Origin of the sequence: Mycobacterium hainanense (genome assembly GCF_041890355.1) — a bacterium.
GTDB lineage: Bacteria > Actinomycetota > Actinomycetes > Mycobacteriales > Mycobacteriaceae > Mycobacterium > Mycobacterium hainanense.
On sequence record NZ_CP169059.1, the window covers coordinates 2,690,038 to 2,714,344 of the forward strand.

The 24,307-nt window shown below is 63.9% G+C and carries 21 protein-coding genes, 2 pseudogenes and 1 riboswitch; of the genes and pseudogenes, 13 read left to right on the forward strand and 10 right to left on the reverse strand.

The genetic code is table 11. The annotated features are described in order from the left end of the window. Positions 1–51 precede the first annotated feature (51 nt). The 4 genes from ACEL92_RS12520 to ACEL92_RS12535 form a co-directional block, all read right to left on the reverse strand. The gene (locus ACEL92_RS12520; RefSeq protein ID WP_374025853.1) at positions 52–2,967 is read right to left on the reverse strand and encodes an RND family transporter; all 2,916 of its coding nucleotides are present in this window, start codon (positions 2,965–2,967) and stop codon (positions 52–54) included. Then, entirely contained in the window at positions 2,964–3,398 is a 435-nt protein-coding gene (locus tag ACEL92_RS12525) for an MmpS family transport accessory protein (RefSeq protein ID WP_374025854.1), read from the reverse strand. Before ACEL92_RS12525 ends, ACEL92_RS12520 begins: the two co-directional genes overlap by 4 nt. 266 nt (positions 3,399–3,664) lie before the next feature. Further along, positions 3,665–4,258, reverse strand: coding sequence for a TetR/AcrR family transcriptional regulator (locus ACEL92_RS12530; RefSeq protein ID WP_374026193.1), 594 nt, complete (start codon positions 4,256–4,258; stop codon positions 3,665–3,667). Between the two features lie 164 nt (positions 4,259–4,422). Then, positions 4,423–5,352 (reverse strand): alpha/beta hydrolase, encoded by a 930-nt coding sequence (locus ACEL92_RS12535; RefSeq protein ID WP_374025855.1) that lies wholly within the window; start codon positions 5,350–5,352, stop codon positions 4,423–4,425. A 139-nt stretch (positions 5,353–5,491) separates the two neighbouring features. On the opposite strand from ACEL92_RS12535, the gene ACEL92_RS12540 reads away from it, so the two are divergent. From ACEL92_RS12540 to ACEL92_RS12565, 6 genes and pseudogenes are all read left to right on the forward strand, one after another. Then, positions 5,492–6,859 (forward strand): aldehyde dehydrogenase, encoded by a 1,368-nt coding sequence (locus ACEL92_RS12540; RefSeq protein WP_374025856.1) that lies wholly within the window; start codon positions 5,492–5,494, stop codon positions 6,857–6,859. Positions 6,860–6,940: 81 nt separating this feature from the next. Next, complete coding sequence (locus tag ACEL92_RS12545) at positions 6,941–7,954, forward strand: GTP-binding protein (protein ID WP_374025857.1); 1,014 nt, start codon at positions 6,941–6,943, stop codon at positions 7,952–7,954. A gap of 27 nt (positions 7,955–7,981) precedes the next feature. Next, a pseudogene (locus ACEL92_RS12550) lies at positions 7,982–8,393 on the forward strand (acyl-CoA thioesterase domain-containing protein). A gap of 276 nt (positions 8,394–8,669) precedes the next feature. After that, a complete protein-coding gene (locus ACEL92_RS12555) occupies positions 8,670–8,900 on the forward strand; it encodes a DUF6400 family protein (RefSeq protein WP_374025858.1) in 231 nt (76 codons plus the stop codon). A 1,098-nt stretch (positions 8,901–9,998) separates the two neighbouring features. Then, positions 9,999–10,385 (forward strand): hypothetical protein, encoded by a 387-nt coding sequence (locus tag ACEL92_RS12560; RefSeq protein ID WP_374025859.1) that lies wholly within the window; start codon positions 9,999–10,001, stop codon positions 10,383–10,385. Between the two features lie 37 nt (positions 10,386–10,422). Beyond that, positions 10,423–11,013 carry a zeta toxin family protein gene (locus ACEL92_RS12565; protein WP_374025860.1) on the forward strand — a complete coding sequence of 197 codons (591 nt, stop codon included), beginning with the start codon at positions 10,423–10,425 and terminating at the stop codon, positions 11,011–11,013. Between the two features lie 181 nt (positions 11,014–11,194). Here the strand turns inward: ACEL92_RS12565 and ACEL92_RS12570 are convergent, their stop codons facing one another. Next, the gene (locus ACEL92_RS12570) at positions 11,195–12,082 is read right to left on the reverse strand and encodes a class I SAM-dependent methyltransferase (RefSeq protein WP_374025861.1); all 888 of its coding nucleotides are present in this window, start codon (positions 12,080–12,082) and stop codon (positions 11,195–11,197) included. Positions 12,083–12,488: 406 nt separating this feature from the next. On the opposite strand from ACEL92_RS12570, the gene ACEL92_RS12575 reads away from it, so the two are divergent. Continuing rightward, complete coding sequence (locus tag ACEL92_RS12575; RefSeq protein ID WP_374025862.1) at positions 12,489–13,640, forward strand: diguanylate cyclase domain-containing protein; 1,152 nt, start codon at positions 12,489–12,491, stop codon at positions 13,638–13,640. Positions 13,641–13,928: 288 nt separating this feature from the next. On the opposite strand, the gene ACEL92_RS12580 is transcribed toward ACEL92_RS12575, so the two are convergent. The 4 genes from ACEL92_RS12580 to ACEL92_RS12595 all read right to left on the reverse strand — a co-directional run bounded on the left by ACEL92_RS12580 (position 13,929) and on the right by ACEL92_RS12595 (position 17,405). Continuing rightward, complete coding sequence (locus ACEL92_RS12580) at positions 13,929–14,429, reverse strand: DinB family protein (protein ID WP_374025863.1); 501 nt, start codon at positions 14,427–14,429, stop codon at positions 13,929–13,931. 308 nt (positions 14,430–14,737) lie between these two features. Beyond that, a complete protein-coding gene (locus ACEL92_RS12585) occupies positions 14,738–15,604 on the reverse strand; it encodes an ABC transporter substrate-binding protein (RefSeq protein ID WP_374025864.1) in 867 nt (288 codons plus the stop codon). A gap of 40 nt (positions 15,605–15,644) precedes the next feature. Then, positions 15,645–16,388: an SDR family NAD(P)-dependent oxidoreductase gene (locus tag ACEL92_RS12590; RefSeq protein WP_374025865.1), complete on the reverse strand. Its 744-nt coding sequence runs from the start codon at positions 16,386–16,388 to the stop codon at positions 15,645–15,647. 234 nt (positions 16,389–16,622) lie between these two features. Next, the gene (locus ACEL92_RS12595; protein ID WP_374025866.1) at positions 16,623–17,405 is read right to left on the reverse strand and encodes a PhzF family phenazine biosynthesis protein; all 783 of its coding nucleotides are present in this window, start codon (positions 17,403–17,405) and stop codon (positions 16,623–16,625) included. Between the two features lie 250 nt (positions 17,406–17,655). Here ACEL92_RS12595 and ACEL92_RS12600 point away from each other — a divergent pair, with 250 nt between their 5' ends. Continuing rightward, positions 17,656–18,174: a DinB family protein gene (locus ACEL92_RS12600; RefSeq protein ID WP_374025867.1), complete on the forward strand. Its 519-nt coding sequence runs from the start codon at positions 17,656–17,658 to the stop codon at positions 18,172–18,174. A 23-nt stretch (positions 18,175–18,197) separates the two neighbouring features. Here ACEL92_RS12600 and ACEL92_RS12605 read toward each other — a convergent pair whose 3' ends face one another. After that, positions 18,198–18,890: a pyridoxal 5'-phosphate synthase gene (locus tag ACEL92_RS12605; RefSeq protein ID WP_374026194.1), complete on the reverse strand. Its 693-nt coding sequence runs from the start codon at positions 18,888–18,890 to the stop codon at positions 18,198–18,200. Positions 18,891–18,999: 109 nt separating this feature from the next. Continuing rightward, positions 19,000–19,079, reverse strand: a riboswitch (ZMP/ZTP riboswitch). Positions 19,080–19,485: 406 nt separating this feature from the next. On the opposite strand from ACEL92_RS12605, the gene ACEL92_RS12610 reads away from it, so the two are divergent. The 5 genes and pseudogenes from ACEL92_RS12610 (at position 19,486) to ACEL92_RS12630 (ending at position 24,266) form a co-directional block, all read left to right on the forward strand. After that, on the forward strand, positions 19,486–19,941 hold the full coding sequence (locus ACEL92_RS12610; RefSeq protein ID WP_374025868.1) for a DUF1942 domain-containing protein: 456 nt from the start codon (positions 19,486–19,488) through the stop codon (positions 19,939–19,941). Positions 19,942–20,451: 510 nt separating this feature from the next. Then, positions 20,452–21,459 carry a GGDEF domain-containing protein gene (locus ACEL92_RS12615; RefSeq protein WP_374026195.1) on the forward strand — a complete coding sequence of 336 codons (1,008 nt, stop codon included), beginning with the start codon at positions 20,452–20,454 and terminating at the stop codon, positions 21,457–21,459. A gap of 385 nt (positions 21,460–21,844) precedes the next feature. Then, a pseudogene (locus ACEL92_RS12620) lies at positions 21,845–22,663 on the forward strand (DUF4436 domain-containing protein); the annotation flags it as partial. A 294-nt stretch (positions 22,664–22,957) separates the two neighbouring features. After that, a complete protein-coding gene (locus ACEL92_RS12625; protein ID WP_374025869.1) occupies positions 22,958–23,386 on the forward strand; it encodes a MarR family winged helix-turn-helix transcriptional regulator in 429 nt (142 codons plus the stop codon). Between the two features lie 19 nt (positions 23,387–23,405). Further along, positions 23,406–24,266 carry an LLM class F420-dependent oxidoreductase gene (locus ACEL92_RS12630; RefSeq protein WP_374025870.1) on the forward strand — a complete coding sequence of 287 codons (861 nt, stop codon included), beginning with the start codon at positions 23,406–23,408 and terminating at the stop codon, positions 24,264–24,266. Positions 24,267–24,307: the final 41 nt, after the last annotated feature.

Here is a 24,307-nt window from a genome sequence, read left to right on the forward strand (position 1 = left end):
GTCAAATATGGCGGGTTAGCACTTGGTTGTCAGCGGAGCAGTCGGACTGGGTTATCTTGCAGGAGCGAGGGATTCGGCGTCCTCATGGGCGGCATTCTCACTCGGCTTGGGCCACGGCGATGGAACCGGGCGCTGCCGCACCCGTTGCGGCCACCAGAACCACTTGCCCAGCAACGCGGCGATGGACGGCGTCATCAGCGACCGGACGACCAGGGTGTCGAACAGCAGACCCAATCCGATGGTGGTACCGACCTGGCCGATGACCGTCAGCTCACTGACCGCCATCGTCATCATTGTGAACGCGAACACCAGTCCCGCCGAGGTGACGACCGAACCGGTGCCGCCCATCGACCGGATGATCCCGGTGTTGAGGCCGGCGTAGATTTCCTCCTTGAACCGCGCTACCAATAGCAGGTTGTAGTCCGCACCCACGGCAAGCAGGATGATGACCGACATCGCGAGCACCATCCAGTGCAGCTCGATGCCGATGAGATGCTGCCAGATCAACACCGACAGGCCGAACGACGCCCCCAGCGAAAGCAAGACCGTGCCCACGATGACCGCCGACGCCACCACGCCCCGCGTGATGAGCAACATGATGATGAAGATCAAGCACAGGGACGAGATCCCGGCGATCAGCAAGTCATAGGTGTTGCCGTCACTGAGGTCTTTGTAGACCGAGGCGGTGCCCGCGAGATAGATCCTCGAGCCCTCCAGCGGCGTGCCCTTGAGCGCTTCGTAGGCGGCCTTCTTGATGGCAGCGATGTGCGAAATGCCCTCCTGCGACATCGGATCGCCGTCATGGCTGATGATGAAGCGCACGGCATGGCCGTCGGGGGAGATGAAGTTCTTCATCCCCTTCTTGAACTCGGCGTTGTTGAAGGTTTCCGGCGGCAGGTAGAACGAGTCGTCGTTCTTGGACGCGTCGAACGCCTTACCCATGGCGTTGGAGTTCTTCTGCGCCTCGTTCTGCTGATCCTGCAGACCCTTCTGGGTCGAATACATGGTCAGCATCGTCGTTTTCATGGCCTTCATGTTTTCGATCATCGACGGCATCAGCGCCACCATTTGGGGCATCAGCGTGTCCAGGTGGTCCATGATCGGCAGCAGGCTCTGGATGTCGTCGGTCATGATGTCGATGCCGTCCAGGCCGTCGAAGACGGAACGGAGTGACCAGCAGACCGGGATGTCGTAGCAGTGCCGTTCCCAGTACAGGTAGCTGCGGATCGGCCGGAAGAAGTCCTCGAAATCGGCCATGTGCTGGCGTAATTCGTTGATGTCGATGGTCATGTCGTGCATCTTCTTGACCATCTGATGCATGTCGTTGGCCATCTGCGCGGTGATGCTCGACATCTTTTCCATGCTGTCGATGGTCGTCTGCATCATGTCGGCCTGGTGCAGCATGTCGGCCATCTGATCTTCCTGGTACTTCTGGTTCATCTGCTGGGTGACGCCCTGCATGCTGATCTGGAACGGGATCGAGGTGTGCTCGATCGGCGTGCCCTGCGGGCGGGTGATGGCCTGCACGCGGCCGATTCCGGGCACGCGGAAGACCGTCTTGGCGATCTTGTCGATCACCAGGAAGTCGGCGGAGTTGCGCAGATCATGGTCGCTTTCGATCATCAGCACTTCGGGATTCATCCGCGCTTGGGAGAAGTGCCGATCCGCGGCCGCGTAACCCTCGTTGGCGGGCAGGTCGGCCGGCAGGTAGTTGCGGTCGTTGTAGTTGGTGCGGTATCCGGGCAGGGTCAGCAAGCCGACGAGGGCGATCCCGATCGTCACCACCAGGATCGGTCCGGGCCAGCGGACCACGACGGCGCCGATCTTGCGCCACCCGCGAATGCGTTGTGTCCGACGGGGTTCGAGCGTCCTACGGAAGCGAGTCGCCACCGAAATAACCGCGGGCCCAAGAGTGAGCGCCGCGGCCACGACGACCACCATGCCGATGGCCAGCGGGATGCCCAGCGTCTGGAAGTAGGGCAGGTTGGTGAAGTGCAGACAGAAGGTCGCGCCGGCAATGGTCAGGCCCGACCCGAGCACCACGTGAGCGGTGCCCTTGTACATCGTGTAAAACGCGTCTTCGCGTGACTCGCCGACCGCGCGCGCTTCCTGATATCGGCCGATCAGGAAGATCGCGTAGTCGGTGGCAGCCGCGATCGCCAACGTGACCAACAGGTTCGTGGCGAACGTGGACAGCCCAATGATGTTGAAGTAGCCGAGGAAAGCGACCATGCCCCGCGCAGCGGACAGCTCGAGCACCACCATCAACAGCGTCAGCAACACGGTGACGACCGACCGGTAGACCAGCAGCAGCATGCCGATGATGACCGTGAAGGTGGCTGCGGTGATGAGTTGCAGGCTGCGGTCACCGGCCGTGTTCTGATCCGCGGACAGCGCGGCGGGGCCCGTGACGTACGCCTTCACCCCGTGAGGCGGGGTCAGGCTCTTGACGATGTTCTGGACGGACTCGACCGATTCGTTGGCCAGTGCCTCGCCCTGGTTACCGGCCAGGTACACCTGGACGTAAGCCGCCTTGCCGTCGTTACTCTGGGCGCCCGCCCCGGTCAGTGGGTCGCTCCACATATCCTGAACGTGCTCGACGTGTTTGGTGTCCGCGTCGAGCTTCTTGACCATCTGGTCGTAGTACGCGTGAGCGTCGGCGCCGAGGGGATTTTGCCCCTCGAGCACGATCATGACCGAGCTGTTGGACTTGTACTCCTTGAAGATTGCGCCCATGCGCTTGGTCGCGACGACCGACTGCGCGTCATCGGGCGTCATCTCCACCGAGCGCATCTTCCCGACCTCGTCCAGCTGGGGGACGACGGTGTTCAGCACTGCGATCAGCGCGATCCAGCCGATGATGATGGGAACCGCGAAGGTCCGGATGATCCGCGGAATCTTGTCCCGTACCGGTTCGTCGGCTACGGGAAGGGTGTCAGTGCGGGCGTCATCGAAGTGTGCGCTCATGCGGATTTCACCAAGCAGAAGGTCAGGGCGTGCACGCCGTTGGTTTGGTTCTCGGCCTTGACTTCGTCGTCGATGGTGATGCGACAACCCAAAGAATTACCGTCGCTTTGGGCCGAAAGGTTCGGGAAGACCGATGGGGCAGTCGTGCTGAGCACCAGCGTCCACGGCAAAGGCGCGCCGTCGACCCGCTTCGGGTCGGCGGACAAGTCCAAGTAGTTCACGTTGGCTGTGCTGGCCGAGCCGAACACCTCGTACTTGACGACCTTTGGCTTGAACGGCTTGGAATCGTCCAGCCGCGGACTCGTCATGATGCCCGTGTCGTGGGCTCCGAAGAACGACTTGACCCGGGCCACCGCGAAGCCACCGACCACAAGGACCGCGACGATCAGAAGTGGCAACCAAGCGTTGCGCACAACCTTCGAGATCTGCACCTAGGGAATTCCCTTCCTCATCGCCCGATCATGATGTGGTCAGTCGCGCGCGACGGATCACGCTGCGCCGCAACGGTTTCGACGGTCGCATCGGTTCCGTACAGGTTCGATGGTTCGAGCTAGCGATCTTCCGAGAACACCGATTGTCGCCCCCAGTGCGACCCGTGCCTTGGGACGCGAAAGCGTTCTCGAGTACCGCAAGGAGAGCATAGTACATACTGTGCATTTGTTGCACAGCATGCAACGATTGCGATCAGTGTTTCAGATCACTCCGTGAAAATGCTGTTGACCAGCGCGGCGGCGCGCTCGACGTGGGGCATCGGCGTGTCGTCGGCGTCTCCCTCGCCCCTCGACCACCGCTCGATGCCAGAACGCACCGCGGTTAGCGCCAGCGCGGCGATCAACGCAACGATCTCGTCGTCGGGTCGCATGCCCTGGCGGCGGGCGATCACGTCGGTCAGGTGAGTCTGAAACCGTTCCAGATCGGCGAGGAACGCCGCCAACACCGCCGGCGAGGTCTTGGCGAGTTCGAGCATGTGGGCCGCGTGTTCGCGGCGCGGAGGCACGTCGCGGAGATGGTGGGCGGCCAGCGTGATCAGCTCCGCCAGCACAACCGAGTACGGGGCCGGACCCGCGGCGACGAAGTCCGCTACCAGTTCGGGGGGGATGTCCGAGGGGCCGTAGGCGATCGCCGATTCTTTGTTGGGGAAGTAATTGAAGAAGGTGCGCGTCGAGACACCGGCTTCGGCGCAGATCTCGTCGATGGTGACCTTGTCGTAGCCGCGTTCCACCGCGAGGCGCACCGCGGCGTCGCGGATGTCCGCGCTCGTTTGGCGGCGGCGGCGCTCGCGTAGACCCATCTGATTGACGCCCACGGCGTCCATAGTTGCACATACTGCACACTTTGCAGTTAAAAGTGACGGCATTCGCCGACCGACCTTGTTTCGGGAATCACGTCGCCTGAGCTGCGTCGGGGCCAAACACGTTCGTGGGCGGGCCGGTTCGGCCGTTTTGGGCGTGCTGGCTATGCAGCGGACGCGGCGAGCGCGTTCCGAAGGTGATCGCACTGGCTGGCAAAGAATTTCACCGATACGGGCGCCTTGTCCGCTATCTGGTCGAAGGCGTGGAAGGCGCCGGGGGCGATCTCCTCGTGCACGGGGACGCCCGCCTCCCGCAGGCGCCGCGCGTATTGCACGCACTCCTCGTAGAAGAGGTCCAACGTTCCGACCCCGATCCACGCCGGCGGCAGCCCGGACAAATCGACCCGCCGCGCTGGGGCCGCGTCGTTGGCGTCGGCGCCGCTGAGATACCAGCGCCACGCCAATTGGTTGTCGGTTTCGGTCCACATGATGCGCCTCCGACCGCTGCGTTCGGCACCGGTCCGATCGTCGAGCATGGGATAAACCAGCATCTGGAAGGCGAGTTTGACGTCACCGCGGTCGTGAGCCCGGTGTGCAACCGCGGCCGCGAATAGGCCGCCAGCACTGGCTCCACCTACGGCGAGCCGATCGGAGTCAACCCATGGCTGGCGCGCGAGCCAGCGCAGCGCCGCGTAACAGTCCTCGACCGGGATCGGATAGGGATGTTCGGGGGCCACGCGATATTCCACCGCCGCGATCGCGACACCGGTGCGGGTTGACAGCTTGCGCAGGAACTTATCGTCGTGGGCGGCGCGACCCATGATGGTTCCGCCGCCGTGGATCCACAACATGGCCGGGGCGGCGTCGGCAAGATCGACCGGTCGATGCAGACGGACCGTGACGTGCTCGTTGACCGTCGCTTCCGGCACGTCGCGCAACCGCCCCTGGGTCCCCAGGAAGTTCATGATCGCCCGCTGGACTTTGAGCCCACGCTGCAGGGCATACCCACGTGGAAGAAACCGGGCAACCTTGCGCAGTCCGGGGTCCACCGCCTGCGACGAGGTAAAGGCGTTGTCGGGGAACCGTTTTGCCATCGAAGCCCTCAATCCCTTCCGCCGGCGGACACGCTGACCATACCGGACCGGCATCCTGTCCCGAGGCGTCTTTACCGCGCTGACCAGCGATTCTTGACGGTGTCTGATTGGTCGGGCCCGCCGCAGGGTATTCGCTGTCGTGGCTTCGACCCTTACCAAAATCATCAGCGTCCTGGATCCCCGCACCGGCGACACCGTCACCCAGGTGCCGATCACCGAGCCGGCCGACTGTGATGAAGCGGTCAGGCGCGCGGCGGCCAAGGCTAGCGACTGGGCCCGCACCTCGCCGGCCGAACGTGCCGCCGCCGTGGCGGCTGCGGCGGCAGACGTCCGGGCTGCGGCCGACGAACTCGCCGAACTGAACGAGCGGGAGACCGGCAAGCTGGGCGGCGACGCGCGCGGCGGCGTGGACGCGGGCATCGAAACGCTTCTTCAGTACGCCCAACTCGGTCCGCTGCACCGCGGGAGCGCCCTGCAGGGCGGCTGGTCCACAACCGACCTGATGATTCCCCAGCCGCGCGGCGTGGTCGCGGTGATCACGCCGTGGAACGATCCCGTGGCGGTGGCGGCCGGCCTGCTCGGCGCGGCCCTGGTCACCGGGAACACGGTGGTGCACAAGCCCAGCGAGCGCTGCCCCCGGACCGGGCGGCGGTTCGCCGAACTGCTGGCCGCCCGGTTGCCTGACGGTGTCCTCGAGATTGTGGACGGTGACGGCACTGTCGGGGAGCGGTTGGCGGCCGCGGAGCTGGTGGATGTCGTCGCGCACGTCGGCAGCAGCGCGACTGGCCGAGCGATCGCGCGGGCCTGTGCCGAACGAGGCGCCAAGGCCCTGCTGGAGAACGGTGGAAACGATGCTTTGATCGTCGACGCCGATGTGGATCCGGCTTGGGCGGCCGGCCAGGCGGCGCTCGGTGCCTTCGCGAACGCCGGACAGATCTGTGTCTCGGTGGAGCGGGTCTACGTCGTGCAATCGATCGCCGATGCGTTCCTGAACGCTCTGATCGACGAGGCGATCGCGTGGGCCGACCGCATCGGACCGCTGGTCGACGAGCGCCACCGCGAGCATGTGCACTCGCACGTCGAAGACGCCACCCGCGCCGGAGCCCACGTTCTGGTCGGCGGTGAGCCGCGACCCGGGCCAGGTTCGTTCTACCCGCCGACGGTGTTGACCGACTGCACGCCCGACATGCTCATCATGCGCGAGGAAACATTCGGTCCCATCGCGCCGGTCCAGGTGGTGCCGGACTTCGCCGCCGCGTTAGCCGAAGCCGCCGACGACCGGTACGGCTTGGCCGCCACCGTGCTGACCGGCAGCATGGCGCATGCCCAGGAGGCGTGGCGCAGCCTTCCGGTCGGCACCGTCAAGATCAACAACGTCTTCGGCGGGGCCCCGGGGGGAGCCTCCGAACCCCGCCGTGCCAGCGGCACGGGCTTCGGCTTCGGGCCCGAGCTACTCGACGAGATGACCGCCATGAAGGTGGTGCACTGGTCGGCACCCGGCGACTGAACGGGCGGATGGGCTGCAGCAGGGTGTGCATGCCGCGCTGGTTAGCATCGGACGTCCGGGCGTCGATGTGGAGGGTGAGGCGTGACTGCGATACCCGTCATCGCGCTCACTGGTCATCTGGGCGCCGGCAAGACGACGTTGCTCAACCATCTGTTACGTCATCCTGGTACGCGAATCGGTGTGGTGGTTAACGATTTCGGCGACATCAACATCGACGCCAGCCTGGTGGCCGGCCAGGTCGACGAGCCAGCGTCGATTGCGGGAGGGTGCATCTGTTGCCTACCCGACGGCGGTGGGCTCGACGACGCGCTCATCAAGCTCGCCGACCCGGCTCGGCGTCTCGATGCCATCGTCGTCGAGGCCAGCGGTCTAGCCGACCCGGTGGCTGTTGCGCGGCTCATCGGCTTCAGTGAGATCCGCGGGGTTCGCCCGGGCGGGATTGTCGACATCGTCGACGCCGTGAACCACTTCGACACTGTCGATTGCGGCGCCCTGCCGCCTGTGCGCTACGGCGCGGCGTCGCTGATCGTCGTCAACAAGCTCGACCAGGTGCCCGAAAGCGACCGGGTGGCGATGGTCCAACGCGTCACACAGCGTGCGGCGCAACGCAATCCGCGCATACACGTCGTGGCCACAACGGGCGGCAAGATAGCCCCGGAGCTACTCTTCGACGCGTCCGCCACGTCTGGCCAGGTCGGACAGCTCTCGTTCCTGGATCTGGCGCCCGAGCACAACCATGACCATGACCGCGTCCACGCCGACGCCGTCACCGTCCGCAGCTCCGGATGCGTCGACCCCGATGCCTTGTGCGACCTTCTCGAGGATCCGCCGCGGCAGGTGTTCAGGCTGAAAGGGATCGTGGCAGTGCGCCGCCGCGCGACCGTTCATAGCTATGTCGTCAATCTGGTGGGTAGCGCAATCCACATCGGGCCTGCACCGCGGGGAGCCCTGGCCAATCGTCTTGTGGCGATCGGAATGGATCTCGACGTCGACGTTGTGCGTGCGCGAGTCGAAAGCGCGCTGCAGCCTGTCCCTGGGCGGGCGCCGGCACAGGCCCTGCGGCGACTTGACCGCTACCGGCGCCTGAGTGCGTGAACAAACGATCCGGCAATATAAGTCGTGATGTCATCCTCGTTGAACGACGTGCTCGCCACGTTGGAGCTCGATAGAGTCGGCAAGGGCATCTTCGTTGGGCAGCAGCTGGCTGCGCCCGCCAATCATATTCTCGGCGGCCATATCTCGGCCCAGGCTTTGCTGGCGGCAAGCTACACCACACCAGGTCGTGTGCCGCACAGCGTCCACACGTATTTCCTGCGCCCAGGTGATTCGCGTCGGTCGGTGAACTTCGAAGTTGTCGACCTCCAGGAAGGCCGGACTTTTTCGGCGCGCGTTGTCGAATTGGCTTCTCTACGACCGCGCATCACCGAGTAGCGCCGGTTCGCTGGCGTTGGCGAGTGGGACGATGTTCAACCGCGACGGCGGACTGGTGTGCACGGTAACGCAAGAGATTTACTTTCCGCCGCACACCGCCTGAAGTTCGTCAAAAGCGTTGTCCTAGATGAATATTCGTCACAGTGACGTATTACGGGCGATAAGTGGGGCAGGGGTTTTCCGGGGCCGCCTCGGACTTGGGGAGCCTAATGGCGCGTGCCATCGCCGTAGCGTCGCCCCGTGGCCGGGGGTGGTCGGTGCTCGACGCCGAGTGTGACGAACGTCAACGGTAGACAGTGACGTAGCTCATAGCTTGATCGGAGTCAGCTCGGGAATCCTGACGGCTCGTTTGAATATCTATCCAATGGCTGGGAGCGCGATGGCCGACCTCGACTTTGCCTACGACCTGACCCTCGACGAGGCGCGCAGGCGCGGCGCGATGCTCGAAGCGATGGGTGATGACTGGGACCCGATCGCCGTGCTGCGCGACGAGGAGCGGGCGTACGACATGCTGTACTCGAATCTGGATGACGAGCAGCAACGGGTCTACGACGAGTTAGTCCGCGCCGGCATCCTGCCAGAACGGACGGCTGCTCGTGCTACCGATTGATCCGACCGCCGATCGCGGCCGCCGTGCATGGTTGCCCTGCCCGCGCTGCGATCACCGCGCCAGGTGTGGTGATTGTCGAAGCACTCGCAACTGCGATACGCACTGGCAGTACCTCCTGAGCAACAAGGGCACCCTGGTGCACCTGCAGTGCTCGGATTGCGGCCATCTCTGGTCGACCGACACGCACCGCCGCACGCGCCCCAGGCCCTGGGGCCACAGGGCGAGCTAGCACCGGCCGGCGCCGCATCTCAATAACTCGCGCTGCAATAACCCTGCGCCGCAACAGTATTCGTCACAGTGACGTATCGACAGTGATGAGCGGGGAGGGGGCGGGGGCGCCCGAGCCTTCTGGTGTTGGGCATTGGGCCGTCGCCAATGCCCGACGGTCGGCGCCGCACACCACTGGGCGCCCGCCGGGGTGGGTATGGGCGACACCTCAAAAGCGCCTGTGAGCCAGGCCAATGCGTCACAGTGACGTATTGGCCTCTGTGACCGCTAGGAGGCGGGAGTGGTAAGCGGCCACTTGTTGCACGCGTACTTGGGACGCCCGGTGGTCGGTGCCGAACTAGCTACTCGTCATCGCCTCACGGCTACTTGCGCGGCGGCGCGGCAGGTGCGGCTGCACGGAGGCCCGGGCGACTGGATAAAAGACCAGGTCACCGGCCACAATCGGTTGAACTCGGCGTTCGGTGCCGAACTAGCTACTCGTCATCGCCTCACGGCTACTTGCGCGGCGGCGCGGCGCGGCGCGGCAGGCAAGGCTGCACGGAGGCCCGGGCGACTGGATAAAAGGCCAGGTCACCGGCCACAATCGCTTGAACTCGGCATTCATTTGTGCCGATAAGCGACATTATGTCAAGTAAACTCCGCCGTATTGCTCTGTCGTTTCACCACTTTTCGCCACGCTCCCAGCAAACCGATCACGACTGCGCGACGTCATGCGATCAGAGTTCGTCAAGTTCCGGAGCACACTTCGGCTACCTCGTCGTCTGAGCCCCCAGCTTCGGGTGCAACCCTGCCGCCGGCAGCGACGGAGGAACGAGCCCGTCGCGTGTAGCATTCTGCTACGCTTGTTGCAGACTGCTACAGGAGGTCGTCATGAGGGACACCGCTGATCGGGTGACGCGTGTCGCCGCGGACCTCATGGACAGCGCCGCGGTCGAAGGATCCCGCCAGAGCCGCTCGGCGAAGCAGCAGCTCGACCATTGGGCCCGCGTAGGCCGCGCGGTGTCCAGCCAGCACAGCGCCGCCCGACGCAAAGTAGAAGCCGCGCTGGCCGGCGAGATGCCGTTGCGTGATCTGTCGGCCGCGGAGGGCGTGGTGTTCAACGCCGAGATCGCCGCCGCCGTCGAAGAAAGCCTCGCCAACACCCACTACGGCAAGACGCTGGCGGCGCGCGGTATCACCACCGTCGCAGTCAATGACAACGGTGACATTGTCCAGTACCGTCCGGACGGCAGCACGGCACTCCTGAAACAGAAATGACCGGCTCCCCCACGACGTTCGGCCACCTGTTGTTGCCTTGAACCGCCTCGATCTGGTCGTCGGATCCAACGGCGCCGGGAAATCGACCTTCATTGAACTGACCCTGGCCCCGCTGCTGCCCGGCAGCGCCGTCGTCAACGCCGACGAGATCGCCAAACACCGCTGGCCCCAGGCGCCCGCCAAACATTCCTACGAGGCCGCGCGTATCGCCGCTCAGACCCGCGCGCAGCTCATTGAGCTCGGAGAACCTTTCATCGCTGAAACGGTGTTCTCCCATCCGTCCAAGCTGGAGCTCATCGACACCGCCCAGGCCGCCGGCTACACGGTCATCCTGCATGCCGTGCTCATCCCCGAGGACCTGGCTGTGCAGCGTGTCCGCCACCGCGTCGCCGCCGGTGGACACGACGTCCCTAAAGTCAAGATTCGCGAACGCTACCGACGCCTTTGGGGCCTGGTGGCCACCGCCGCGCTGCGTGCCGACGCCGCCACGTTCTACGACAACAGCGCCGCACGCGGTCCGCGCATCGTCGCTCAACTCAGCGGAGGATTCATGGTCGGCTCCCCCGCCTGGCCGACATGGACCCCGACCGCGCTCACCGCGCACTGGCCCGCCGACGCTAACGACTGACCGGACAGCACACCAGATGCGCTGTGGGGCAGGCATTTAACTGCGAGCGCAATCCCGCGGGGCGCCGACGTCGCCATCGCCGATCTACGCGACGAGGCGGCCGTTCGCGACTCGCTTGATTCTTGCGGTTATCGCAATCTGTGTGGCCGCTGTCTAGATCGGATTCTTACAGCCGCGCCGGTCAAGGGCGGCGTTCGGCAGTGAGCACGCCCAGCCAGTCGTCGGTGGAACACCACGGTTGTCCGTTTGGGGCGTATCGCTTGGCGAGTTCGGGGACTCGCGCGTGGTCTCGGACGCTGAAGCCAACCAAGTCGAGTGCCCGTGTTAGTTCGGTCAGCGACAAGGCAGTACGCCAAGGTTCGCCGCGGCGACGTACCAGGCGCGCAGTGCGGCGTGCACCCACGAGTGGGTGTGTCCCGGTAACGATCTCGGGGTCGCCGTAATCGGTGACGAGAAGACTTCCGGGTGTGCAGATGCTATTGAGATCGGCCAGAGTGCGATCAATCGCGGTCCGCGTGAGGTAGACAGATACACCGATCCACACCACGAGGCACGGTCGGGTCGGGTCGAATCCCGCTTGGTGCAGACGCTCGGGCAAACGATCGGATTCGAAATCACATGAAACCCAGTTAATCCGCGGGTCGACAGCTCGGTGTGCACGTTCCAGGAGTCGCCGCTTTTCCTGTTGGGTGGTGGGTGCGTCGACCTCGAAAATGGTGGGCCCGGCATCGTTGATGGGCGTGCGCAAGCTGGTGGTGTCGAATCCCGCGCCCAGCAGGACGATCTGGTCGGTACCCGCCGAGATAGCCTGCCGGAGAACGTCATCCGTGTAGCGGACGCGCAAGACGATGTAGATATGTAAGCCGGGCAGGTAACCGTCCAGGGCACGCAACATCGCGCGCGCAACGGCCGGTCTGGCCAGCAGCGGTGCGTATCGGCCGGTGAACAGCCTCGAGTCTGGGTCGTCGAGCAACCGGCGACGAGGCGGTTGCAGCGACTCTGCGGCTCGCTGGATGGCACACGTCTGGGCGGTCAGGCTAGCTGCTCGATCTAGTCGACGGCGAGGCATAAGCCTCAATCTAACCCGTTCTGACCCAGAAACCGCATGTGCCGTCAGCGCCCGTCTGGCACGTCATCGTAAAGTGCAGACCTGGGCTGATTGGAGAGCGCCATAGTGTCGAGCCCTTGCGCGCTGCGCGCCGACCCCGGAGAAATCGGCCTTCTCCCCCTGTGAAGCTCGCATAAGCGATTCCCCGCGGCCCAGCCAGCAACTAGGTTTGGTCGCGTGGCCGCATACAGTCTTCGCGCACGCAGCGTCGCTGAAGGGTTGCTGGCGATAACGTGCGCGGCGGGAGCGGTGGCGGACCTGGTGGTCGCGTGTCTTATCGATGGTCGGACACAATCGTGTAAGGATCAGGCGCACTGGGTCGGTTCGCTGCTCGATCACCATTCGTTGGGTCAGCGGCCTAGCCACGATGGACCCCGGAACAGGCAACCGTGGTGAGGAAGTCGCAAAGGCGCGCATGGTGAGTACGAATAGTGATCGCGGTGGGCGACCGGCGCGGTTGTTTTTCCTGCGGTGGTGGTACCAACCCGACCAGTTCGACTGGCTCACCGGCTATTTGCGGGCCCGCGGGCTAGGGCCGCCGATGCGGGTTTTGATGACTCTCATCTCGGCGGCGCTGGCACTGATGCCAGTGGGCCTGCTCTTCTCGGCGCCCCGCTCCCCGTTAATTGCGGCTGTCGCCAGCATCATCGCCGTCACCACCGGGCTGACCTATGCCGTGCTGTGGTGTCGCCGCTGGCCTAGCCGAGTGCAGTCACTGTCAATGGCTTTGGTCGGCGGCGGCCTGATTGCGGTCGGATCTTTACTGCATGCCGACCCAGTGATTGCATTGATGGGATGCACGGGATTGGCCGTGACCGGCGGTTATTTGGCGTTCTTTCACAACAGCAAGGCCATTGCGTTGAATGTGGCGCTGGCAGTAATCACCGGCGCGCTGTGCGCGGCACGTATGACCCAAAGCCACACCCTCGCGGTCACGGCGGTGGGTTTGTGGTTGATCCTCGAGCTCAATGTGGCTTTCCCCCTGGCGATCCAGGCGGTGGTGCGCACGCTAGGCGCTGACGTCGTCCGCTCCGATCACGACCCCGTGACTGGGCTGTTAAACCGGCGCGCCTTCTACGAACGGGCCACTACGTTGTTGACCACACCATCCGCCGACTTACACCTGTTGGTGGTGATGATCGACCTCGACAACTTCAAAATGGTGAATGACAACTACGGTCACATCGCCGGTGACCAGGTGTTGGCGTCCGTCGGCTGGGCCCTGCGGCGGGCCAGCGCCACTGCCATCGTCGGTCGGTTCGGTGGCGAAGAGTTCATCGTGATCGACGCACTGCCCAACGACGCGGCTCACGCATTGCCGCCTCGATTGTGCGCGGCTATCGCCGAGTTGCCCCAACCGGTCACCGCCAGCGTGGGCGCTGCTGTCGTGCGCTGGAGCGGTGTTGAGGACCCCGCCTCAGCGATGGAAGCTTTGATTCGTGCCGCCGACACCGCGATGTACACCGCTAAACACGGCGGCGGCAATCAAACCTCCTTCTGCACACCAATTTTGGCCTGAGAAGAGGGTTGCCTCCAGGCATCGGGCGGCGGGATGTTCCATGCAGCACCAGCGAGCGACTACCTGGGAGACCACGAGTTCATCGAGACCTCAGTCCGCCTTGCCCAAGGCCGCTTTCGACTGGGTATGAGACCAGGTCAAGCATTCCTATGACGTCGTCGATCCCCGAGTAAGTCGACCGCAATAGGTATTTGAGCATCGCCGAGCGGTCTCGCGCATCCAGAGCCGGTTTTGGTGATTTCGTTTGCAGCGTAACGGTAGCCTGCGGTCGCAGCACGAGTTGGTGGCTCAAGCAATTTGGCGACGGATGTCATAGAAGTGGTGTTGCACATCGTGGAGAGTGTGGACTGCGAGCCACTTGAGCGAACGTGTGCGGATCTCGGGGTAGTTGTAGACGACGGTGCGGTCCCAGTCCTCAGCCGTCAGCCTTGCTAGAACGTTGGCGAACAGTAAGGCTGCATCGAGGAGCTGGCGCGCGACATCGGCGGGGTTTTGCTCGTTGTACCCGTCGTGCTCAACGCGTTCTTCGCGGCCCATCGGTAAGCACTCTGCGCCGGCGCAGCGGCGGCCAGCGAGGACGCGTTCGCGCTGGACGAGTAGCACATCGCGGATGTGGCATCCGTATTCCAGCGGTGACCACGTTGCGAGATCAGGCCGGCAACGTAGGTTGACCGCATCGCTTTGCAGGATCGCGGCCACCTGGCCGGCAAGCTGTCGAATGCTCTCAGGCGCACTCAAAACCTGGTCGAGCTCATAGGTGAAATCGCAGTCGGCGCAGTATTCCGTCACACTCGACATCCTCTCAGCCGATCACGACGGCCGCCCCAACTCCGGGTCTGCTCCAGCACTCAATCCGGCTGAGCGGCGCCCCAGGATGTGCTCGATGGCTTCAGTAAGCAAAGCACCTCCGATGTCCACTTAGGCTGCGCCGGACAACACATCCGTCGGACCCGATAGTGGTCCGGGCGCTACACGACTCTCGGTTGATGGGTCGTGGCCCACCGTAGAGCGCGGGGATCTGGCCGGTGCCGTTGTTCAGCGGGAACCTGTGCTGGTTGAGGTCGGTTGCGGGGGCCATGGCTGTTGTCCTAATCGGTTCACGGGGATGCAAGGTAGATGGCGTCAGCGCGCGCCGACGCGACGCCGAGTTCGGCGGCGACCGCATCCACCGCGTGCTGCGCGGCCTTGAGATCCACCCGACCGTCGCAGCTGTAGTAGGGGCGGATGTAGTGCTCGTGGTAGTGCTGCACCTCCTGATTTGTCATCCGATCCAGGAACGACGAGATGTAGTCAGCGGTTAGGTCGGGGTGCTCAGCCATCGTCTTCAGGGCCCGCTGGTTGGCTCGCACCAACGCTTGCACCGCCGGGCTCTTGACGGGATTGCGGGTCGGGTCCACCGCGATGCCCACGGTCGGGATCTGGAAGTGGTCGCCCACCCAGGCCAGCACATGGAAACCCTCTTCCTCGGCGACCTGCTCGGGTCCCAGGGTGCTGCCGACGTAGGCGGCGTCGACGGAGCCGTCGCGTAGGTGGCGCAGGTCCATCTGGTAGTCGCCCGGATGCCGTACCACGCACTGCACGTCGCGGTCAGGGTCCAGGCCGTGCCGACGCAGCACGATGCGGGCGAAGCAGCCGGGCGGGCTCTGCGGCGCATGCACGGCCAGCCGGCGGCCGCGCAGGTCCGCCATCGACGTCACGGTCGCGTTGCCGAGGAACCAGAACAGTGGTCGGTCTGTGTTGACACTCAACACGGCCCATTCAAAGCCGTCGGTCAGCCGCGACAGTGCGGCCCGGCCGAGCCCGATCGTCGCGCAGTCGCGGACCCGCGAGATGTCCCAACGGGTTCCGTCTCGAAGGGCGACGTGCAGGCCCTCGTCTTCGAAGTAGCCCTCTTGGTCGGCGACGTAGGCGACCAGCTCCTCATGGATACCGCGGCCGACGTAGGCAAGGTCGATCGTGTGCATCGCTGAAAGGTCCTTCCGGGAGCTGAGTGACCTGTCGCGGTCAATCCATCGTCAGGCCGCCGTCGACGGGAAGATAGTGGCCGGTGGTGAATTGGGACTCTTCGCTCGCCAGAAAGGCGCACGTCTTGGCCACCTCGTCGGGCGTCACGAGTCGTCCCATCGGCGCGGCCGACCCGAGGCTGCGCAACTGCTCCGATGTCAGCTTCTGGTTCATCGCAGTGCCCTGCACGGTTGCCGGCGCGACGAGGTTGGCGGTGATGCCGTGCGGCGCCAGCTCGAGTGCGACGTAGCGAACGAAACTGTTCATCGCCGCCTTGGCGACGCCGAGGTTGATCATGCCGGCGCGCGGATGCCGTGACGGCGCAGCGGTGAGGTAGATCAAACGCCCATATCCGCGCGAAAACATACCTGGGACAACGGCTTTAGTGAGAAGAAAGGCCGCGTGCAGCTCGCGATCCAGCTTCCCGCCCAACTGTTCCCACGTCAGATCGGCGAACGAGGTGATGTCGTAAGGGATCAGCGCGTTATGCACGAGCACATCGACTTGGCCCCAACGCCGCTCGGTATCACCGATCAGCGCGCTGACGTCATCGGATTCGGTGACGTCAGCCTTGACCGACACCGCCTCGCCGCGGGCCGCTTCGATGGCAGCAACCACCTCGTCGGCCTCTGCACCGCTCGACCGGTAATTGACCACCACCCGGAATCCGCGTTCGGCAAGGACCCGTGCGGTGGCTGCGCCGATTCCCCGGCTGGCTCCGGTGATCACCGCGACTCGTGCCATCAGCTTTTAGCTCTTACGGAAAGGCAACAGGGCTTCGGCGAGGTGCTCAACATCTCCGGCCGGTCGGGTTCGCCGCTGCGACATTTCAAGATCGTACGGCCAGATGCCCCGCCGGTACAGTCCGGAAATCGGGAGCGTCTTGCGCAATGAAATTGCAGCGTGGCTGGCCGATTGTGGCCAGATGAGCGCTGAACAGTTACCCCGGCGGTTGACTTGCGAGTGTTCGTTCGCCGTTTAGAGGACTAGCTCTCCGCGCGTGATGGTTACGGCCCGTCCGCTGAGGTCGACACGGCTGTCACGCAGGCGCACGTCGACGCGGCCTCCACGTGTCGAGAGTTGAAGGCCGGTCATGGCGGTCTTGTTCAGTTTCGGTGACCAGTACGCCCCCAAAGTGCAGTGTGCTGAGGCGGTGACTGGGTCCTCGCTGATGCCCGCTGCCGGTGCGAAATAGCGCGATACGAAGTCGCAGTCCGCACCGCCTGGCGCGGTAACGATGAGACCACGTGCATCCAAAGCGGACACCGCAGCGAGATCGGGTGTGAGGTCGCGGACCGCATCAGGTGAGTCCAGTTCGGCCAGAAGGTCTAATCGCCCGCGTGCCGCCGCGAGCGCCTTAGCGCCAACCGCAGCCGAAATGGTGGGCGAAACGGTAACCGGTTTTGGGTCGTCGGCGGGAAAATCCAGGGTGATGCGATGGTCAGGATCTCGGCGTGCGCCGAGCTGGCCAGCGCACGTCGCGAAAGCCATGGTGGTGGAATACGTGCCGAGTTCGTCGAGGACATGGGCGGCGCCCAGAGTCCCGCTGCCACAAAGTTTCAGTTCAGAATGCGGGCTGAACCACCGCAATTCCGGAAGGGGCTCGACCTGGCGGACGAAAGTGGTGGCAGGCAGATTCACCTCCGCGGCTAGCTGCTGGAGCCACTCATCCTGCGGCCACGCCGAACTGAATACGCACACCGCATTAGGATTGCCGGAAAACGGGCGGTCGGTGAAGCAATCGACCGTGAAGATTCGCATCACCCGATCATGCCGCCTGATAGCGTGGATCGTATTCGCCCTCGCGTCCTGTGTTTGATGTCGAGCCGGCCTCGGCCCGACCAGTAGACGTCGCCAAAACCTGACGCGCAATCCCCGTGACCTCCCCCTCCTGGCCCTGTCGCCCCGGTTGTCGTATCCCGATTGCCTCGTCGCGGATCGTCGAGCGTAGCCCGGCACATCCCCTAGCTCGGTCCACCCGGGACCGAGACATCACCCGAAAGAAGGACAGATGACCGCCGCATTGACTCCCGGCCGCCCATTCACCGGTTCCGAACGGCAACTGCTGCAGGACACCTTGCAACTCCAGCGCTCACAGCTCGTCGCCGCGGTCAGCGGTCTATCGGACGCTGAGGCCCGCATGCGCTTGGTGCCATCGCTGACGACACCGCTCTCCTTGGTGAAGCATTGCGCTGCAGCGGAACGGATTTGGTTTCAACGCACCCTGGCCGGCTGGCGCGCTGACGACTGCACCGGCCAAGCCGTCGGGGGTAACGCGAGCTTCCACGTCGGCGATCGTGAAACTTTGCCCGAAGTCGTGGCCGAATACCAAGCCGCATGCGCGATCTCCGATGACATCGCCGCCCGCCACGATCTCGACGATACCGCTAACCACACCCTCGTCGGTGCAGTGAGCCTGCGCTTCATCTACCTCGGTCTCATCGCAGAGATCGCCCGCCACGCAGGCCACGCAGACATCCTGGTCGAGCAGATAAGGGCAACCTCGGGGCGCGCTAACCAGATCAAATAACGTGGTACAACGGAGCGCGGCCTTCATGGCCATAATCGACGGCGATCCCAACGCTCGTCGTTGCGCTCGTAGCGCAGCCGCTGGTGGCGCCGGTCGGCAGCGCCCTGCCAGAACTCCACGTACTCAGCCCGCACAGCGTATGAAATCCATTCGGGTGGGATGATTTTGGGATTCTTGTCCAGCTTGCGGTGAGCGTGGGCGATCTCCGCATCCAGCTCTGCTCCATTGGTCAGTGGTTGACTTTGCTTCATCGTCAATGCCATCGCGCGGGACTCCAGGGGACGGGCCAAGAAGTCTTGCGCGTTGGCTTGAGCCCCGTCATTGATGACCGCGCCGCTTATCCGCACTTGTCGAACCAGCCCGGGCCAGTAGAAGGTCAGAGCCGCGACAGGATTGGCCGACAGTTCACGGCCTTTCTGACTTGACGCGTTGACTGCGAAGTGCCAGCCCCGTTCGTCGACGGCTTTGATAATCAGTACCCGGGCCTGTGGGAAGCCTCGAGAATCAACGGTCGACAGAGTCATCGCATGAGGTTCGGGAAGGGCGGCCTCGACTGCGTCCTGCAACCATTTGATGAACAACGTAACAGGTTCTGCTGGCGTGTCGTCGGTGTCGAAAGCGGGGGCAGTGCCGGTCAATACCGGCAGGCTTCGGAGGTACTCGCGGCCACCATCGCCGTCGGACCATCGCGGCGCCTTGAGGCGGTGCGGGGACATCACGGCGTGGCCGGAATCGTGATCACCCGGTGGCGCAGGCCAACGGTATCAGCGAGGGGCAGCTCGTCGGTGAGCGTCGTCGTGGGCACAGCTTCACTCCTCGAAGATCGAGGAGCACCCAGGCGGTCGATGCGTCCGAACCTTTGGCTTCCCGGTGGTGTCCCACCCGCGCCAGTCGCCAATTCAACAGACTGTACCCGACCATTTTATCGAGACCACCGCCTCGAAAGGCCGATCGCAAGTCGGGATCACTTCCCCTCGACCAGGTCGTTGAGGAACCTAGGCATCCGACCGGCGCCGAAGTCGCAAAAGCGAGGAGTAAGGACATCGATGCTAGATCAAATCCACCACGAGCTCGGCGGCCGAGTTTACGAAATCCCTCGATCTTCGACGCGCGAGATAAGCATGAGCTAAACATCGTCGCTCCCCCAAGCGGTAAGCAAGTCCAGCAAACAATGGTTCTGGCCGCCGGTCAACGAACGGGATTGACAAGCGATAGACGCTGAAACGGGAGGTTTGAAATTCCGGGCTTTGGATAGACATCAATGCAGCCGCCGCTGCTGGATAGCCGGCACCTCATGAAGGGAGCCCCGACGTGGCATTCTCACACATAGCGTCGAAAACGACGGCAGCGACAGCTGCAATCGCTGCGGTCGGAATCTTCGCGGCGACACCGGCATGGGCCGACCCACAAGTGCTGCAGTTCGGCCAGACGGCGGAGATTTCCAGTATGGGCGGCACGATCGACTACACCGTCAGCAACCTGCAGCCTAGCGGCCATAACGACGGCGTCTGGTACTCCGACGTCACGGCCAAAGGGGTGAGTGGAAACGCAACTCCGAACATTGCCGACTTCAACGCTCGCGCCGTCAACAGCTCGACGTTCGCGGTAATGAAGGGCAACCAGACCGACGGCCTTCCCGAGGGACCACTCCCCCTGGGTAGCCCTGTCACCGGGCGCATTTACTTCGACGTTCGCAACGGGACGAACCCGGACAGCGTGGTGTACCGGGACGCCGGCGGTACGGACAAGGTCGTCTGGAAAGGCTAACAATCACCAGGCGCCCGGGGGCTGTCATAAAGTTGATGTGCCTGCGGATAATAATTTCGCAATGTGGACCCATGCGCACCGCCCTTAAGGCTTTTGGGGGTCGCCCAGCATAGGGCTGGAAGGCAGCTGTCCGGCCAGGGCGGGGCGGGGACTGGCAACGGTTGCTGTGCACGCGGTTGGCGACGCACCGATTCACTCCCCGCAAGCTCTCCGGTGCGTAATGGGTTGAAGTGCGACGACGCTAGGACTCGCAATCCCCTGTCGCAAGGGGCCAGGCCGTAACGATTATTTCCTCGAACTGCGTCGTGGCCCGGCGGCGCGCCGACTCGGAAGTTTGCGACTTCCTTCCGCGTGTCGCGGCGTGCTTTAGTACCGTTTCAGATATTCATAAATGCGCGCTCGTCAGAATGCGATGTCAGAATTGGCCGGCGTCAGCACATGACCGGGAGAGTTGACCGGATGGGTCTTAGCCTCCGAGGCCCCTTCGGCCGTCGGGCAGGCCGGAATCGGTTGCGGTTGCGCGCTGACGCCGGCAGCGGCTTTTACGGCAAGCATCAGGTTCGGCTGCTGCGGATCTATTTGGGCGCCACCACGTTTCTTTACACCTGGGGGGTGGTGTTCAGCACCTTCATCCGAATTCACCCCGGGTTGAAGCCAGGGAACCCGACAGGAGGCATCGCGGCGATCGTGCTCGGCGCCGCGGCGTTGGCGTGGCTGGCCATCCGGCCCGCCAAACCCGGGCCGGCGACGGCCGTGGCGATCGTCGCGACACCCCTGGTGATGGCCTTCCACGTCGCGATCGTCGCCGAGTTCGTCTGCCTGATCGCCCCGATGTTTCTGGCGATGTACCTCCGTGGGTTCTACTCGCCGCGCCGGGGCGCCGTGCTGGTCGGCGCGCTCACCGTGGCGTGTGTCGTCGCGCTCGCGCTCGCACCCATGCCCAAGTTGTACATCGACTACCTGATCTTCGTGATCGCGATTGTCGGCGCCGCCGAGTCGTTCGGGCTGTTGACGCGAACCCTGGTCGCCGCGGCGTGTACCGATCCGCTCACGGGGCTGCTCAACCGTGCCGGATGGGAGATTGCCACCGCCGACCTGCTGGCACGAGCCCGTTCGACCGGGACCACCGTCACCGTCGTCGCGCTGGACATCGACAACTTCAAACAGATCAACGACACCGACGGACATGTCGCCGGCGATCGGCACTTGATCAGTCGCGCGGAGTTCTGGCGAGAAGTGGCCCCCACCAACGCCGTCCTGGCCAGGCTCGGCGGCGACGAGTTCGCGGTGTGCATCGCCGACCGTGCGGGCCGCAAGCCGATGGCGGCGGAGCAGTTCGTGGCGGCCGCGCGGCTACATACGCCGGGCACCAGCATCGGGACCGCGTCGGCCGGCGGCAAGAACGCCGATCTCGCTACGCTGCACGCCGCGGCGGACGCCGAGCTCTACATCGCCAAGCAGAAGCGGATTTCCGACGCTCGCGAGACCGATATGCACCGGCGCTACGAGTCCCGCTGAACTGCCTGTGCCGCAGCCGTTTCGTCCGGCCGTGAGGCGGGCGGGTGTCGCGGCGCCCGAGCGCGGCGGCGAATTCGGGTCGCTTGACTGGTCGCGGGTCAGCGTCGACGAAAACACCACTCGTCGGCCCTTCTGCCGTGACAACCGAGACGCGACCACCGCACTGCATCACTTGTCTGGTTGCTGTCGCAGCCGACGGTGACTCAACCGGTAAGGTCCGCGGCCCGCATACCTCGCACCCAACGGTGCTGCCCGCCCGGGCGCGAGGTGATCCGGCAGGCCGTCGACGGTAACCCGAGTTGTTGAGAGTGATTCGCCTGATGAGGTCATAACATTCTCAGCGGAAGACACATTGTGCCCGAAACCCTTGTAAGGACAGTCGCTTATGAAAGTGGTCGTCGGTGGCGTCGTTGCGTTCATTGCCGCATATGTCGTGACCGTTGCGCTATATGCCAGCACCGGGTTAGGTCGCCCCAGTCAAGTTACTGAGGGTGAGCCGGCCGCCGACGGCACTTCGGTGACCATCGACCTCCTCGAGGTTCAGCCAATCAACGGCGTCCTCACGGGCAACCTCATCGTTTCTCCCGGGCCGGAACTGCTGGACCCGCAAACCCACGTCCTCAAGCAAGATCTCGGTGTCACCGTCGCATCCGTTGTGACTCCCACCAAGCGCAGCTGGCCCAGAGGTGAGGCGCCGGGCGTCGTTCCAGTTTCCATGTCCATAACCGGCGATCCCGCGGAATACCCGTTCGATCATTACCGCGCGCGGCCAATTACGGTCGAACTCTTCCGCGGCGCTACACAACGGCCCGAACAGACCTCGGTCACCTTCGTTGACCGCCTGCGCGGATGGAAGGTGGTCGCCAGCAAGTCGGCTGCACCTGCGTCGTATCGCGTGAATGTGCAGCGGTCGCCGAGCACGGGCGCGTTGGCCGCCCTCATCCTCGGTGTTTTGATTTTGATTGCCGGGGTCGGGCTCTTCGTCGCCGTTCAGACGGCACGTGGCAAGCGAAAGTTCCAGCCGCCCATGACAACCTGGTACGCGGCGATGCTCTTTTCGGTGATGCCGCTGCGAAATGGGCTTCCTGACGCTCCCCCAATGGGATGGTGGGTCGACGTCACGGTCGTTGTCTGGGTGATTGTCATCTTGGCGCTCTCGATGCTGCTCTACATCTCTTGCTGGTGGCGGCACCTACGTCCTGAGGACGGCAAGCCGACAGCACCGAGCACGCAATCCACAGCGACGCCCCTACCTGGTCAGATATCTACGAGGAGCACCCGCATCCATCCTGTCCCTAAACCAATTCGTCCTGGGACCCGCCGCGTCGCGGGTCAACACCGGCGCTCAACGACGCTGCCCGATGCCCAACTCGAAGGACGCCGCAGAGCTGCAACGTAGAGCACCGCGGACGTGGATTGCCACTGCCGTGAACGGGCAAGTTGTTCAGGTGTTCAGGGCCAGATAGACAGTCCAGGCTACGTAGCCTAGGCTACGTATATGACCACTGCGTCCGCTACCGTCGCGGCTACCAATCTGCGAGTGTTGTTCAGCAGGTTGCGTAATCGACTTCGAGAAGTCGATACCGCGGCGGACCTGACACCGTCGCAGACGTCGGTGCTCATTCGCCTGTACAAAGACGGGCCCGCATCGACCAGTGAGCTTGCCGGTGCCGAACGTGTGCGTTCCCAGTCGATGACGGCGACCCTTGCCGGGCTCGATCGGCTCGGGTATCTGGCGCGTTCACCCGATCCCCATGACGGGCGACGTCAGGTGATTTCGTTGACAGCGTCGGGCCGTGCCCGGGCCGCGCACCGCCGCCAGGTACGGCAGGAGTGGCTGGCCGAGACCATGCAGGACCGCTACACCGATGCTGAACGTCACATCATCAACGAGGCGCTGGTCTTGCTGGAACGACTCACCGATTGACGAAAGGTATTTGAAAATTATGAAGTTCGGAATTCACTACATCGATTTTCTGCCTGGCCAGCCCGAGAAATTGGCTTCGACACTTGCCGCGACGGTCAAGGCCGCCGAAGACGGCGGTGTCGACATGTTCACTCTCGCTGACCACTTCTTCCAGATGGAGACCTTTGGAAGCGCTACAGATCCGTTTTTGGAGGGCTACACCTCGATGGGGTACCTCGCCGCGCTGACCGAACGGATCACCCTGTCGATGATGGTCACCGGCGTGACCTACCGTTATCCCGGTGTGTTGGCCAAAATCGTCACCACGCTCGACGTGCTGTCAGGCGGCCGTTCGATGTTCGGTATCGGGGCCGCATGGTATGACCGTGAGCACCATGCGCTCGGCATTTCGTATCCGCCGCTCAAGGACCGGTTCGAGATGCTTGAGGAGACGCTGGAAATTTGTCTTCAAATGTGGAGTGAGGACGACGGGGCATATCACGGCAAGCACTACCAGCTCGCCGAAACCATCTGCCAACCTCAGCCGATCCGGCGGCCACCCATCCTCATCGGTGGCACCGGTGAGAAGAAGACACTACGCCTGGTTGCCCAGTACGCCGACGTCTGGAATGGCACCTGCTCGCTAGACGAACTGCCGCATAAGCTCGACGTGCTCCGCCGGCACTGTGACACCGTTGGGCGCGACTTCTCTGAGATCCGGTTGACCGCAGGTAACTTCGATGATCCGTTCACCGCCGTCGACGACTACCTGCGCACACTCGACCAGTACGCCGCCTTGGGAATCGACACGATCAATACGGCACCCTGGCCAGGCAACCCGGACCCGGCAGGATGGGTCAAACGGCTCGGCGACGAGGTAATCCCCCGGGTGACCACCTAGCCGGCCTGGGTCATTATCCCCGTGGTGGCGGCGATGGCCCG